Raw genomic sequence first — 13565 nt, 5'->3', positions numbered from 1 at the left:
AGAAAAACTGCAGAACAGAGCACCGACCCTTAGGGGCAAGAATATTAAATTCTCACACGATACGTGAGGGGTTTATGCGTCCTCAGGCAGGATACGCACGCCACCCTTATCAGCCGAAGCAGCCAGCATACCGTACACCTTCAGGGCGTTCGATACGTGACGCTCACGCGGCTTGGTCGGACGCCACGGTGCGGCACCCTTCGCCTCGCGGCGAGCAGCCAGCTCCTCATCCGAAACGTTTACACGCAGGATGCGGTTATTCACGTCAATCTCAATCTCGTCGCCGGTCTGCACCAGGCCGATAGCGCCGCCAGCAGCCGCCTCCGGGGAGACGTGACCAATCGAAATACCGGAGGTACCACCGGAGAAACGACCGTCAGTAATCAGTGCACATTTCTTGCCCAGGCCCAGACCCTTCAGGTAGGAGGTCGGGTACAGCATTTCCTGCATGCCGGGGCCGCCCTTCGGGCCCTCGTACTGGATGACGACAACGTCGCCTTCCTTCACGTTCTTCGACAGGATCTCGTACACAGCCTCGTCCTGAGACTCGACCACGAAGGCGCGACCCTTGAAGTGGAACAGCTCCTCATCAATACCAGCGGACTTGATGATTGCGCCGTCCTGAGCGATGTTGCCGTACAGGACCGCCAGGCCGCCGTCCTTGGTGTAGGCGTGCTCGACCGAACGGATGCAACCGTTCTCAGCGTCAGTCTCGTGGGACTCGTACTTGTTGGCGGTGGAGAACGCGTGGGTGGTGCGCACGCCGCCGGGAGCTGCGAGGAACAGATCCTTCGCCTTCTCGCTCGCCTTGCCGCCGCGGATATCCCACTCGTCCAGCCACTCGTCCAGCGAATCAGCGTGAACAGAATGAACGTTCTTGTGTAGCAGGCCGGCACGGTTCAGCTCACCCAGCAGTGCGGGAATACCACCGGCACGGTGCACGTGCTCAATGTGGTACTTGGTGGAGTTCGGGGCAACCTTCGCCAGGCAGGGAACCTGACGCGAAATGCGGTCAATATCCTTCAGGGTGAAGTCAGCACCCGCCTCGTGCGCAATCGCCAGGGTGTGCAGCACGGTGTTAGTCGAACCTCCCATCGCCACATCCAGCGCCATAGCGTTCTCGAACGCCTCCTTGGTCGCAATGGAGCGGGGCAGAACCGACTCGTCATCCTGCTCGTAGTAGCGCTTAGCCAGCTCAACGATGCGGCGACCAGCATCCAGGAACAGCTCCTTACGAGCAACCTGAGTAGCCAGGGTGGTGCCGTTACCGGGCAGCGCCAGACCAATCGCCTCATTCAGGCAGTTCATGGAGTTCGCGGTGAACATACCCGCGCACGAACCGCAGGTCGGGCATGCATTCTTCTCAACCTGAGCGAGCGCAGCGTCACTGACGCTATCGTCAACAGCCATCACCATGGCATCAATGAGGTCGAGGCGGTGCTCAACAATACCCTCAATACCCTCGCCGGACTCCATAGGGCCGCCAGAGACAAAGATGGTGGGGATGTTCAGGCGCATAGCCGCCAGAAGCATACCGGGGGTAATCTTGTCACAGTTAGAGATGCAGACCAGCGCGTCGGCACGGTGCGCGTTGACCATGTACTCGACCGAGTCAGCGATCAGATCGCGGGAAGGCAGCGAGTAGAGCATACCGTCGTGGCCCATCGCAATACCGTCATCAACAGCGATAGTGTTAAATTCCTTGGCGACGCCGCCAGCCTCACGAATCGCGCCGGCGACCAGCTCACCCATGTCCTTCAGATGCACGTGGCCGGGCACGAACTGGGTGAAGGAGTTCGCGATAGCAATAATGGGCTTGCCGAAGTCGTCATCGCCCATGCCGGTGGCACGCCACAGGGCGCGGGCACCAGCCATGTTACGGCCGTGAGTTGAAGTACGTGAACGCAGTTCTGGCATTGTTTTACCTTCCGTAGTGATGCAAGTACTGATTTTACGCGCGGCGTCCAACGCTCTTCAGCTCAGGGTCACTTTGGTTTCATGCATCGAAACGCGCACGAGCCTACAACCGCCTATCGGTGGGAGGGTTGAGGCCACGGGGGTTGTGCCGGATCTGCGGCAGAATTGCCCCCTTTGGGGTAGATGGGGGACATCACCCCATTATGCCCCCTAATCTGGAATGAGCCCAGGTTGCGGGCGGCGATATTCAGTCGGCGAACGGCACCGGGAGGCGGCAGGCGTCTGTGTCTGCCGCGGACGAACCTCGCTGCGCATATGTAGCACCGACGCGGTTCGTTCCCAACACACTGATTTATACACGCTTTCATAGGCACTGAACCCTGCTCACGTTTCAGAAGGTTTCCATGGCACAGGCACCCACCGCATCGCTCACCCTCACCCCGGCAGGCGGCAAGGACTTCGCGTCTTCCGTCATCTACCAGGTGTACCCCAAGTCCTTCTACTCCTCCGCCGGTGGCGCCTACGGCGACCTGCGCGGCGTCATCGAGAAGGTGCCCTACATTGCCTCCCTGGGCGTGGACATGGTGTGGTTCAACCCGTTCTTCGCCTCCCCGCAGAACGACAACGGCTACGACATCTCCGACTACTACGCCATTAACCCCGACCTGGGCACCATGGAGGATGTCGAAGAGATGATCGCCGCCCTCGCCGAGCACGGTGTGGGCGTCATGTTCGACATGGTCCTCAACCACGTCTCGACCGAGCACGAATGGTTCCAGCGTGCGCTCGCCGGTGAACGCGAATACTGGGACTACTTCTACATTCGCCCCGGCAAATACACCGAGGACGGTCAGCTACGCGAACCGACCAACTGGGAGTCGAAGTTCGGCGGCCCCTGCTGGTCCCGCTTCGGCGAGTACACGGATGAGCACGGCACTCCTCTGTTCTACATGCACCTGTACGACCGCACCCAAGCGGACGTGAACTGGTACAACCCGGTTGTGCGCGACGAGCTGTTTAAGGTCGTGAACTTCTGGTACGAGAAGGGTGTGCGCGGTTTCCGTTTTGACGTCATTAACGTCATCGGCAAGGGTGAAGAGCTACTCGACGCCCCCGAAGGCACCGTGGACAAGGCGCAATACACCGACACCCCGATTGTGCACACCCGCATTCAGCAGCTGAACCGCGCCTCCTTCGGTCAGCATGATGACACCGTGACCGTGGGCGAAATGTCCTCGACCAGCATCGAAAACTGCGTGGGCTACTCCAACCCGGCACACCACGAGCTGGACATGGTGTTCAGCTTCCACCATCTGAAGGTGGACTACGAGAACGGCGAGAAGTGGTCGAAGGTGCCGTTCCGTTTTGCCGAGTTGAAGCAGATCCTGAACGATTGGGCGCTGGGTATGCAGGCCGGCGGCGGCTGGAACGCGCTGTTCTGGAATAACCACGACCAGCCGCGCGCACTGAACCGTTTTGGCGACGTTGAGCGTTACCGTGCCGAGTCGGCGACCATGCTAGCGACCGTAATTCACCTGCTGCGCGGCACCCCGTACGTGTACCAGGGCGAGGAAATCGGCATGATTGACCCGGTCTACTCCTCAATCGAGCAGTACGTGGATGTGGAGGCGCACAACGCCTACGCGATGCTGCGTGAGCGCGGCCTGAACGAGCAGCAGACCCTGGAGATTGTGGCGTCGAAGGCTCGCGATAATTCGCGTGTGCCGATGCAGTGGACCGCGGATCCGGCGACCGCTGGTTTCGGTTCCACGTCGCCGTGGCTGGCTCCCGCCCCGGTGCGTGATGCGGCGACTGGTGCCGGTATTTCGGTGGAGGATGAGGAACGTGACGGCGTGATTCTGCCCTACTACCGCAACCTGATTGCCCTGCGTAAGCAGTACCCGGTCATCTCTGTGGGTTCGTACGCGCCCTACGCGTTGGATCACGAGCGGGTGTTTGCGTACCTGCGTGAGCTTCCCGCTGAAGCTGAGAAGGATAGCCCGGCGCAGCGCCTGCTGGTATTGACGAACTTCTACGGTGAGCCGACCGAGGTTGAGGTTCCGGCTGAGTTTGTTCGTTCCGGTCGCGTGCTGGTGTGTAATTACAAGAATTCTGCGGTGGACTCCTCTGCTGTGTCTGATTCGGCCGAGACGGTGACGCTGAGCCTGCGCCCCTACGAGGCTCTGGCGCTGCTGATTGAGGGCTAAAAGCGGTTCTGCGCCTCTCCCCTAGCCTGTGGGGCGGGATGATATAAACCGACCTGGCAATATTCTATTTCTAGAATATTCCCAGGTCGGTTTTGTTTATAACCATTCCTGTAGAGGAATTTATGTGGAATATCAGGCAGAGTCTTAGAATCCGTGCTCGTTCAGCCAGGTAGCCGCCGCCTGCGCGGGCTCCTGCTTGGAGGTACCCGAAACACGGTCATTGAGAGTGCGCAAATCGGCGGTAGTGAGCTTCGCCGAGACACGATTCAGAACCTCCGCCGCGGAGTCGGGAACTCGCGACGTATTAATAATGGGCAGCACCTGCTGAGCCAGAATCATATTCTTCGGATCCTCCAGCACCACCAGCTGATTCTGCTCAATTGCGGGGGTGGTCGAGTAGAGGTCCACCACCTGCACGGTGTCATCCAGCAGGGCCTTGACGGTCAGCGCGCCGCCGCCATCCGAGAGGGGCACAAACTCGGCGGGGACGCATCCGTACTTCTCTTTCAGACCCGGGATGCCGTAGGCGCGCTCGGCAAACTCTGGGGCGGCGCCAAGCTTCAGATTCGTACAGCGGGAGGCGAGGTCTTCAAGGCTTCGCAGACCGTACTTCTGGGCGGTCTGCGCGGTAACGACAAGCGAGTCCTTATCCTCCGCCTCGGAGGCGTTCAGGGCGCGGATTTCAGCCCCGGAGCCACCCGTGGTGAGGGTGCCGAGGGCGGCGGGTAGCGCCTGCAGAATCTCCTGCGCAGTGTTAGCTGTAGCCTTCGGGTCCAGGTAGAGCAGTAGGTTTCCGGAGTAGTCCGGGATAACGTCCACCGCACCGGAGGCGAGTGCCCCCAGGTACGCTTCGCGGGCGCCGATGCTTAGCTGGGTGCGGGCATTGAATCCCGCCCGGGCGAGGGCTCCGGCGTAGATTTCGGCGAGAATTTGGGATTCGGCGAAGGCCGCTGAGCCAACGATGATTCCTTCGTGTTCGCCACTGAAGACTTTGTCGCCGCTGAGCCCGCAGGCGCTAAGAATACCCGCCATGCCGAGCGCTCCGGCGGCGGCTAGGGCAGTGCGACGAGATACGGTACGGCGCGAGAAGGTTCGAGGCGTCTGATTCATCGGGTTCATGCCTTCTTCCGGTTGATGGTGAGCCCCGCGGGGGTGAGCGCACGCTGCACGAGGCCCATGAGCGCGTCCACGGCGAAGGCGAGAAGCGCCACGAGCAGGGTTGCGACGAGCATGCGCGGGTAATCTCGCACGGCGAGCCCGTCGAAGAGGTACCTGCCGAGGGTTCCGCCGCTCAGGTAGGCGACGATGGTCGCGGTTGCGATGACCTGCACGAGTGCGGAGCGGAGCCCGCCGAGCATCATGTTGGCGGCGAGCGGGATTTCGAGGCGGGTCAGAATCTGCCATTCGGTGAGGCCCTGGGCGCGGGCTGCGTCCACGAGGTCTTCCGGCACAGCGGCGAGGCCTTCAAGAACTCCGGCGAGCAGGGGTGCCGCCGCAATAATAATGAGCACGATGAGGGCGGGCAGGGTTGAGACGCCCAGCCAGAGCGCCAGGATGGTGAGCAGACCGAGCGCGGGTAGCGCGCGGGTGGCGGCTACGGCGCTCATGAGCAGGTTGCTGCGGCGGCGGTTAGCGCCGTCGGAGGGTCGGTGGTGTCCAGCCCAGAGACCGAGGGGCACGACGATGAGTGCCGCGCAGGCGGTGGCGAGGGCGGTGACGCTCAGGTGTTCGAGCAGGCGCACGAGGATTCCGCCGCTTCCCTGCCAGTTGGCGCCGTCCATGAGGTAGGCGAAGGTTCGTTCTATGACGTTCACGGGTTATGCCTTCCTTTCGGGGCTGCGGCGGTTCGCAACCGTAGCCGCCTGCCAGGGTGTAAGTGCCCTCGTCAGAAGGATAAGGAGCAGGTCGAGGACCAACGCGAGCAGCAGGCTAAGGATTACGCCAGCCAGGATTTCCGAAGGGATATTGCGCGCGAGTCCGTCGGTGAAGAGCGTGCCGAGCGAGGGCACACCGATGAGGGCACCCACGGACACCATCGCAATATTTGCCACGGTTGCCACGCGGATTCCTGCCATAATGACGGGCGTAGCGAGGGGCAGGTAGAGCTCCATCAGCGCCTGTCGGGGCGTGTATCCGAGGGCGCGTCCAGATTCGTGCACGCTATCGGGCACAGAGTCGAAGGCATCCACGCCGGAGCGCACCATGAGCGAGAAGGAGTAGACACTCAGGGCAACGAGCACGTTCAGCGGGGAAATAATGGAGGTTCCCAGAATGAGCGGCATCAGCACAAAAAGCGCGATCGAGGGGATGGTGTACAGCAGTGAGGAGAGATGCATGAGGGTTCGCGCACCGATGCGGCGTTCGGAGCCGCGGTCGCGGCGACGGCTCGCGTAGTAGGCGACCGGCAGCGCGACGAGAGCGCCAATCGCGACGGGCACGACGCCCTGGTAGAGGTGGCTGAGGGTCAGCTCGAGGATGCGCTGACTATTGGTGGCGACCCATTCCCAGTGCATGTCGCTTGCGGCGAGGGGTGATGCCACTAGGGGATGCGCGGTGAGAGGTGGTGCCGCGATCACACTATTTTCTAGAAGACTCATTCGCTTTTCTCGCCTTCTACCGCACCATTCTGTGCTTCTCGGGAGGCGGCAAGTCGGCGTTCACGCGCCTGGCGCACCGTCTGCTCATCCAGCAGGCCGGCAACGGAGCGGCTCACGAAGGAGCGCACAAAATCATCGGCGGGGCTGTAGAGAATCTCTTCTGAAGTACCGAACTGTGCGAGGCGGCCACCCTCCGCGAAGACGGCGATTGTATCGCCGAGCAGAAGCGCCTCGTCAATGTCGTGGGTGACGAACACGATCGTCTTGGCGAGTTGCCCCTGTAGGCGCAGCAGCTCTTTCTGCAGGTCGGTACGCACCACCGGATCCACCGCGGAGAACGGCTCGTCCATCAGCAGGACGGGCGCATCGGCGGCGAGAGCACGCGCCACACCAACGCGCTGCACTTGACCGCCCGAAAGCTGGGAGGGGTAGCGCTTGGCGTACGAAGAATCCAAACCGACCACGTTGAGCAGTTCGAGGGCGCGCGCCTGCGCCTCCTTGTGGGAGGCGCCGAGCAGGCGCGGTACGGTGGCAATATTCTGCGCGACGGTGCGGTGCGGCATGAGCCCACCCTGCTGCATCACGTAGCCAATGCCGCGGCGCAGCTCGTAGGGGTTCTTCTCGTGCACGTTCACGCCGTCAATGGTGATGGTGCCACTGTTGGGCTCCACCATGCGGTTAATCATGCGCAGACTAGTGGTTTTACCGCAGCCGGAGGGGCCAACGAACACGGTAATCTGCCCGGCGGGAATATGCAGGTTCAGGTTCTGCAGCACCGTGGTGGGTTCACCGGTTCGGCTCGGGTAGCTTTTGGTGATGTTCTCGAGGCGGATTCCGCCCGCCTGAGCACTATCGACAGCAGCATTTTTTGCCCAGGGAATCTGGGGTGAGCTCTCCGGAGGCTGTGTACTGAAATTCTGGGCAGTCATGGGTGCGGCAATCCTTTCTGCAACCCGTTGTATGCGCTCTTTGAGCAGAAATTATCGAGTAGCTTCCTGCTGGGCGTTTCTACAGTGAGTGTGGTGTACCTGTTCTGTACATAGACCGTATATAAAAAGGCGGCATCTCAGGGTTTTATTCCCAAGATGCCGCCTTTTCGACGGTTTTGCAGTATCTGCAACCGCAAAGTTTTTTAAAAACAAAACCCGCCCCACTGTAGAAGCCTGGAGGCGGATTTCGTGGCTCCGACCGGCGTCGATCCGGTGACCTTACGATTTTCAGTCGTACGCTCTACCAACTGAGCTACAGAGCCTTGCGTATTTACTTTTAGATACGCAATGACCGCGTCTTCGGATGAATAATCATCTGAACTTACGCGGCCAGAGCGACCCCGACGGGACTTGAACCCGCGACCTCCGCCGTGACAGGGCGGCGCGCTAACCAACTGCGCTACGGGGCCTTGTTGGAATCAACAGAAGTAAACTCTATATCATCTAACTTGGCTTTGCAAATCGTGAGATTTGCAAGTACCCCCAACGGGATTTGAACCCGTGCTACCGCCGTGAAAGGGCGGCGTCCTAGGCCGCTAGACGATGGGGGCCTAGTCGATCGAACAGGTTCCGTTTTCTTCATCCCGTCGTTCGAACCTCCACTAGTCTATGACAGGTTTGCGGAGGCGTGCAAACCGTTTTGTTCGATTTTGCCCGATTTTGACCCCCATTTTCGACCATTTATAGCCTGGCACATATGTGTTTAAGCTTGTCAATGAGGATTCAGAAAAACTTCAAAAAATTTTAAAATTTCTTCACAACACCCCATATCAGAGGCTTTTGGAAGGTTTTTAGACACGTTTGGGTACCTACAGGAGCCCAGAGAAAGACTTTTTCGCTACCTCCATTTCTACAGATTTTCTACAAACTCCTCCGAAATTTTGTTTCGAAGATGCCGGCATCAGTCCCGCAAGAATTCCAAAAACCCACCTTCACATCTCTTATACACCCCTCTTATGCGCATCGCAGCGGCCAAAAAACTCCACAATATCTCCAAAAAATTTTCGACAACTTTCTACGCGCTTATATAGGACATGCAGGCAAGACGCTACCCTGGGTGCAAATATCTGCAAGAGAGTGCACAGCAACACCTCTCTAGAGGGTTCACCCCAGCACCCCCGGAGCCCTCAAAAATGTGCCGCGCAAAGCAACTACAGGCCAGAATGCACGTAGATGCAAATATTCACTCTTGGGAATACAATAAACCGGCTTGTCAGACGCTTATTTTTCTCTCAGTGCAGATATCTACGCAATTATGACGACGCAGAAATATAAAGATTTGATAAACCTCTAGCGATTGACAAGGAGAGATGAAAGCCAGCTGAAAATACCCCCTGAAATAGCTTGAAGCCCCCTCTTTGAGCACCGTACTATAGAGGGCGTAAGGTCACTTCCGGACCTTGCACGGGGCCACTTCCGGAGCCCCAGACGTAAAGTCACCGCACATTACAGCACCGATAAACCGCATAGAGATCCAAAGGGGGATCCAGTGTCCGCAACGATGAATCGCCGCACGGCATTCCGTGCACTCGGCGTAGGCACCGCAACCATCGCTCTCGGCTGTGCAGCTGCACCCGCAGCGCAGGCACAGCAGATGGCGCACCCGCAGAAGGCAATGACTGCCGACCAGCAGCTCAAGCTGATTCTGCGCCGCCTAGAGCAGGTACCTGCCCGTTTGAAGTATGCGAAGCCTGGATCCTCCAACCGCGTTAATAGCGGCATTGAGAGCGCACTGGGCAACCTGACCACCGTCCAGGGCACTGACGCAGGCCGTCAGATTGCAAGCGCTAAGGCCGCTGTTCGTAAGTCTGATGGACGCGCCCACGCAGCGCTCTCCCCCGTTGGTGTTATTGCCTGCGTTGTCAGTATTGCAAAGTTTGTCATTCAGCTGGGCATCGCCATTTACAAGCTTATTAAGGCACTCGTTAACGCCTTCAAGCAGTGGAAGACCTTCAAGAACATCGTGAAGGCCGTCATTTCTGGTGAAGCCCGCAAGAAGCTGGGTACTGAAACTGAAACCGTACTCAAGGCCATTTTGGGCATTGAAGACGTCCTCAAAAAGTGTGCATAGTCTACACACCGTACGGCTATGCGCTTGTTTAGAGAGCTAATCTTGGTGTTTCTTTAGCTTTCTAGACCCCGTTAAAGGGATGCGCCGCACGTGGAGTCACTGCATGGGCTCGCTGCGCGTCCGGGTAGCCGGAGGGTATGTCCTCGAGTGTCTTCGGCGCCTACCCAGCCCACCCCGCATGACCTCATGGTGCGGGGTGGGTTTCTTTAACCGCTCTTTCGACGGCTCTTCCGGGCGAGCGCTTCTTGAGCTTCCTCCCCCGCTACTCCCCTACTTCTTATTACCTCCTTATATATAGACAAAAATCGACCCCGCACCGGTTCACGGTACGGGGTCGATTTCTATACTCTACGTACTCAACGTAAGGATTACTCGCCGCGGGAGACGTTAATCATCTCGTCGCGGTCCACAACCTTCACACGGGCGCGAGGCTCACCGGCTGCATCCTTGGATGCGGCGCCCAGTGCCTTCTCGTGGTCGTCCAGGCGGTGCCAGCCTTCCCAGGTGGTGTACTTGATGCCCTTGGAGTCCAGGTAGGCGCTGAATGCCTCTGCCTCCGGCTCGGGTGCGGTGTAGAGGTTCTCGCGGTCCTCGAGCAGGTGGGTGATGGTCTCGAGCGCGTCAGACTTGGTGGAGCCGATCAGGCCGACGGGGCCGCGCTTAATCCAACCGGATGCGTACAGGCCGGGAACGACCTCGCCGTTCTCGTCCACGACGCGACCCTCAACGTTGGTGATGACGCCGCGCTTGTCGTCGTAACCGATTTCGGGCAGTTCGGAACCGAAGTAGCCGATTGCGCGGTAGACAGCCTGTACGGGGTAGTCCACGTACTCGCCGGTGCCGATGATGCCGCCGTTGCCATCGAGCTTGTTGCGTTCCATGCGCAGGCCCACGACCTTGCCGTCTTCGCCGAGGATTTCGTGCGGGGACTGCAGGAAGTGCAGGTGCAGGCGGCGGGATGCGGTCTGCTCGTTGGTCTTCTGGTCTTCCAGCCAGCCGCGCAGGGTCTTCATCATGACCTTGGTCTGGGCGTTCTTCTCCATTGCTTCCTCAGAAGCCTCGTCGAACTGGAAGTCCTCTTCGTACAGGACGATGTCCACGTCGCGAGAGTGTGCGAGTTCGCGCAGCTCGAGCGGGGTGAACTTCATCTGTGCGGGGCCGCGGCGACCGAAGACGTGCACGTCGGTCACGGGGGAAGCCTTCAGGCCCTGGTAGACGTTGTCGGGGATTTCGGTGACGAGCAGGTCGTCAGCGTGCTTGGAGAGGATTCGGGAAACATCCAGGGCGACGTTGCCGTTACCGAGCACTGCAACCTGCTCAGCTTCGAGCGGCCAGGTGCGGGGGTAGTCGGGGTGGCCGTCGTACCAGGAGACGAAGTCTGCTGCGCCGTAGGAGCCATCCAGGTCGATGCCCTTAATGTTCAGGGGTGCATCAAAAATCGCGCCGGTTGCGAAGATGATGGCGTCGTAGTGTTCGCGCAGGTCGGCGAGGGTCAGGTCCTTGCCGTATTCGACGTTGCCGAAGAAACGGATGTCGCCGCGGTCCAAGACCTTGTGCAGCGCGGTGATGATGCCCTTGATGCGGGGGTGATCCGGTGCCACACCGTAGCGGATCAGGCCGAAGGGGGCGGGGTAGCGGTCGAAGATGTCGATGGCGACCTCAACGGCGCCGGTGCGGACCTCTTCAGACTTGGTGAGGATATCGGCGGTGTAAATACCGGCGGGACCTGCACCAATAACGGCGACGCGCAGGGGGCGTGCTGCTTCAGACACGAAAATCTTCCTTTCGAAGTTCACCGTCCGGCGCCCAGTGCGGCGCGAACAGGCGGTGAGCTTAGTGTTCACTTCTTGCCTATTTTACCGGGGATTGACGGGTGTTCGGGGGCTTATATGTCGTCGCCCACTAAATAGGACAATTTTCTGTCACCTAATCCGGGCGGGGTCACCTAATCCGGGCAGCGCGGCGCGTTCGACCCCGGGCGCCTCCGCACGCAGTGGGCATAGAACTGCCCCACCCTCCGAGGTGCAGGAGGGCGGGGCAGGGTAACGAAGACTAGAAAGCAGGGACTAGGAGGCGGGTACCGCCTCGAAGGTGACGACCAGTTCGTCACGCTCACCGAAGCGGACCAGGTGGCGGTCCAGCACATCCGCCAGACCAGCAGCCAACTCGTCGCTTTCGGCGCGCACCTCCATGATGAGGGCACCGTCGATTTCGCGCAGGTCACCGTAGCCGCGGAAAATACCGTCGCGGTTGAAGGTGAGGCGGATACCGTCGGGCAGTTCTGCGGTGCCGAGCTTGCGGCCCATGTGCGAGCCGAGCTGCTTGATGTATCGGGCGGGGCGGTCGGTTGCTACGACGGCGCGCTGGCGTACCGGCAGGGATTCCGCGGCGGGGTAATTCTCAGCGGTGTTTTCCTGGGGAGTTTCAGTCACGGTGGGTTCCTTCTCATCTATGCCGAATTCTCATCTATGCCGAAAAAGGCTCACCACACGGAACCCTGCATCCGGCGACGCATTGTTTCACCTTGAATATAGCAGAAACTTAGGGTCTACTAACCTAACGCACTATCATTGTTCGCGCAGGGGCGATAAACAACCACCGTTCTTTACACGCCTACCTCTTGAGCTTAATCTCAGCAGCAGCACCCAAATGTGCCGAAGTCACCGCATCATTCAAACGCTTAAAATCCGACCGGTCAGTGTACGTAATCGTCAAAACAGCCTTCTGCCCATCACACAGAAGAGTCTGGGAGAATTCAACATTCTTCGCAGTCGAACGAATAGCGTTAAGCTCTTCAGTCCGCGCAAGAGCTTGCTGCACATCCTCCGGTGAAGAAGCTGTTGCACAGGCTGGTGTAGTGGTCGAATACTCATTCAGCCATGGCTCAAAAGCCCCGCCCCAGTACAGGCCCAGAAGAGCGCCAACAAACACCACGCAAGATACTAGAACGCCCACCACTTTTCGCGGCAGATGCCGCAATCCATTCTTTTGAGGGGCATCGCTTCCTGAATTTTCCGGCGCACGATCATACTCATCACGAGCTAGAGGGCTCCTTGTCGTCATGATCCGTTCTCCTTCCGATGAGAATTTACATTTACATCCACTAATCCCGAATCGGGAATTCTGGTAGGGGCTTCAAGACGGCATACCCTATCGCAGGCGGTCATCATATCTGCATCATGAGTCGCCACGATAACTGTGGCTCCACGCCGAGCAGCAGAGCTCAACAGCTCAACAACCAATGCCCGGTTCTCAGCATCAAGACTTGCCGTCGGCTCATCCGCAAAAATGTAGCGCACACCCTTGTGGATTGCCCGAGCGATACCCACCCTCTGCTTCTCACCACCACTCAGCAGGGCAGCCGAAGTACGTTCCTTCCCTTCAAGACCAATGACGTTCAAAAGCTCGCGGCTCTCATCCGTAATACGAGCACGACCAAAGGTCTTACGATCAAGCAGAATATTCTCGATAACGCTCCATTCCTCAATAATTCCGTAATCCTGAAAAACGAAGGAAGCTTCATCAGCCCAGAACGCAAGACGCTCCTTCTCGCGAGCACGTTCCATATGCCGGCCCCCAATAACAACCTCACCCTCATGAGGCGGCATCAGCAGACCCAACACATTCAAAAGCGTCGTTTTACCGCATCCGCTCGGACCCACAATGCCAGTTACTTCCCCCGCATATGCCTCAAAGTGAGGACTCTGGAGAATGGGCTGCCCCTGCGCATACACCACAATGTCGCGGGAGGCGATAGTTACCTCAGGATGTTCCACATTGCCAG

General features: G+C 59.0%; 11 protein-coding genes and 3 tRNA genes. 2 read left to right on the top strand and 12 right to left on the bottom strand.

Annotated elements, in window-relative coordinates; genetic code table 11:
* Window positions 1-72 precede the first annotated feature (72 nt).
* On the bottom strand, window positions 73-1917 hold the full coding sequence (ilvD, locus tag HMPREF2527_RS01320) for a dihydroxy-acid dehydratase (RefSeq protein WP_070505834.1): 1845 nt from the start codon (window positions 1915-1917) through the stop codon (window positions 73-75).
* Window positions 1918-2321: 404 nt separating this feature from the next.
* Here ilvD and HMPREF2527_RS01315 point away from each other — a divergent pair, with 404 nt between their 5' ends.
* Complete coding sequence (locus HMPREF2527_RS01315; protein ID WP_070505832.1) at window positions 2322-4124, top strand: alpha,alpha-phosphotrehalase; 1803 nt, start codon at window positions 2322-2324, stop codon at window positions 4122-4124.
* Window positions 4125-4268: 144 nt separating this feature from the next.
* Here the strand turns inward: HMPREF2527_RS01315 and HMPREF2527_RS01310 are convergent, their stop codons facing one another.
* The 7 genes from HMPREF2527_RS01310 to HMPREF2527_RS01280 form a co-directional block, all read right to left on the bottom strand.
* Window positions 4269-5234 carry an ABC transporter substrate-binding protein gene (locus HMPREF2527_RS01310; protein WP_070505942.1) on the bottom strand — a complete coding sequence of 322 codons (966 nt, stop codon included), beginning with the start codon at window positions 5232-5234 and terminating at the stop codon, window positions 4269-4271.
* A 5-nt stretch (window positions 5235-5239) separates the two neighbouring features.
* On the bottom strand, window positions 5240-5938 hold the full coding sequence (locus HMPREF2527_RS01305; RefSeq protein WP_070505830.1) for an ABC transporter permease: 699 nt from the start codon (window positions 5936-5938) through the stop codon (window positions 5240-5242).
* A 3-nt stretch (window positions 5939-5941) separates the two neighbouring features.
* Window positions 5942-6721 carry an ABC transporter permease gene (locus HMPREF2527_RS01300; RefSeq protein WP_070505828.1) on the bottom strand — a complete coding sequence of 260 codons (780 nt, stop codon included), beginning with the start codon at window positions 6719-6721 and terminating at the stop codon, window positions 5942-5944.
* A complete protein-coding gene (locus HMPREF2527_RS01295; protein ID WP_012904237.1) occupies window positions 6718-7650 on the bottom strand; it encodes an ABC transporter ATP-binding protein in 933 nt (310 codons plus the stop codon). The genes HMPREF2527_RS01300 and HMPREF2527_RS01295 overlap by 4 nt, the downstream gene beginning before the upstream one ends.
* A gap of 250 nt (window positions 7651-7900) precedes the next feature.
* A tRNA-Phe gene (locus tag HMPREF2527_RS01290) sits at window positions 7901-7973 on the bottom strand.
* Window positions 7974-8046: 73 nt separating this feature from the next.
* Window positions 8047-8120 (bottom strand) — tRNA-Asp (locus HMPREF2527_RS01285).
* A gap of 68 nt (window positions 8121-8188) precedes the next feature.
* A tRNA-Glu gene (locus tag HMPREF2527_RS01280) sits at window positions 8189-8261 on the bottom strand.
* Window positions 8262-9199: 938 nt separating this feature from the next.
* On the opposite strand from HMPREF2527_RS01280, the gene HMPREF2527_RS01275 reads away from it, so the two are divergent.
* Window positions 9200-9781 (top strand): hypothetical protein, encoded by a 582-nt coding sequence (locus HMPREF2527_RS01275; protein ID WP_005507238.1) that lies wholly within the window; start codon window positions 9200-9202, stop codon window positions 9779-9781.
* Between the two features lie 368 nt (window positions 9782-10149).
* On the opposite strand, the gene HMPREF2527_RS01270 is transcribed toward HMPREF2527_RS01275, so the two are convergent.
* The 4 genes from HMPREF2527_RS01270 to HMPREF2527_RS01255 all read right to left on the bottom strand — a co-directional run bounded on the left by HMPREF2527_RS01270 (window position 10150) and on the right by HMPREF2527_RS01255 (window position 13557).
* A complete protein-coding gene (locus HMPREF2527_RS01270) occupies window positions 10150-11553 on the bottom strand; it encodes an FAD-dependent oxidoreductase (RefSeq protein ID WP_070505826.1) in 1404 nt (467 codons plus the stop codon).
* A gap of 294 nt (window positions 11554-11847) precedes the next feature.
* The gene (locus HMPREF2527_RS01265; RefSeq protein WP_070505823.1) at window positions 11848-12213 is read right to left on the bottom strand and encodes a DUF2218 domain-containing protein; all 366 of its coding nucleotides are present in this window, start codon (window positions 12211-12213) and stop codon (window positions 11848-11850) included.
* A gap of 181 nt (window positions 12214-12394) precedes the next feature.
* A complete protein-coding gene (locus tag HMPREF2527_RS09780) occupies window positions 12395-12601 on the bottom strand; it encodes a hypothetical protein (protein WP_155115169.1) in 207 nt (68 codons plus the stop codon).
* A gap of 239 nt (window positions 12602-12840) precedes the next feature.
* On the bottom strand, window positions 12841-13557 hold the full coding sequence (locus HMPREF2527_RS01255) for an ABC transporter ATP-binding protein (protein ID WP_210390347.1): 717 nt from the start codon (window positions 13555-13557) through the stop codon (window positions 12841-12843).
* Between the last annotated feature and the right edge of the window lie 8 nt (window positions 13558-13565).

This window comes from Rothia sp. HMSC071B01 (genome assembly GCF_001808945.1).
Taxonomy (GTDB): domain Bacteria; phylum Actinomycetota; class Actinomycetes; order Actinomycetales; family Micrococcaceae; genus Rothia.
This window is presented reverse-complemented; position numbering and strand designations above follow the sequence as displayed.

What these genes read in the sequence shown, in the direction of transcription:
- ilvD (WP_070505834.1), bottom strand. Translation starts at nt 1,917, where the DNA reads ATGCCAGAACTGCGTTCACGTACTTCAACTCACGGCCGTAACATGGCT.
- HMPREF2527_RS01315 (WP_070505832.1), top strand. Translation starts at nt 2,322, where the DNA reads ATGGCACAGGCACCCACCGCATCGCTCACCCTCACCCCGGCAGGCGGC.
- HMPREF2527_RS01310 (WP_070505942.1), bottom strand. Translation starts at nt 5,234, where the DNA reads ATGAATCAGACGCCTCGAACCTTCTCGCGCCGTACCGTATCTCGTCGC.
- HMPREF2527_RS01300 (WP_070505828.1), bottom strand. Translation starts at nt 6,721, where the DNA reads ATGAGTCTTCTAGAAAATAGTGTGATCGCGGCACCACCTCTCACCGCG.
- HMPREF2527_RS01295 (WP_012904237.1), bottom strand. Translation starts at nt 7,650, where the DNA reads ATGACTGCCCAGAATTTCAGTACACAGCCTCCGGAGAGCTCACCCCAG.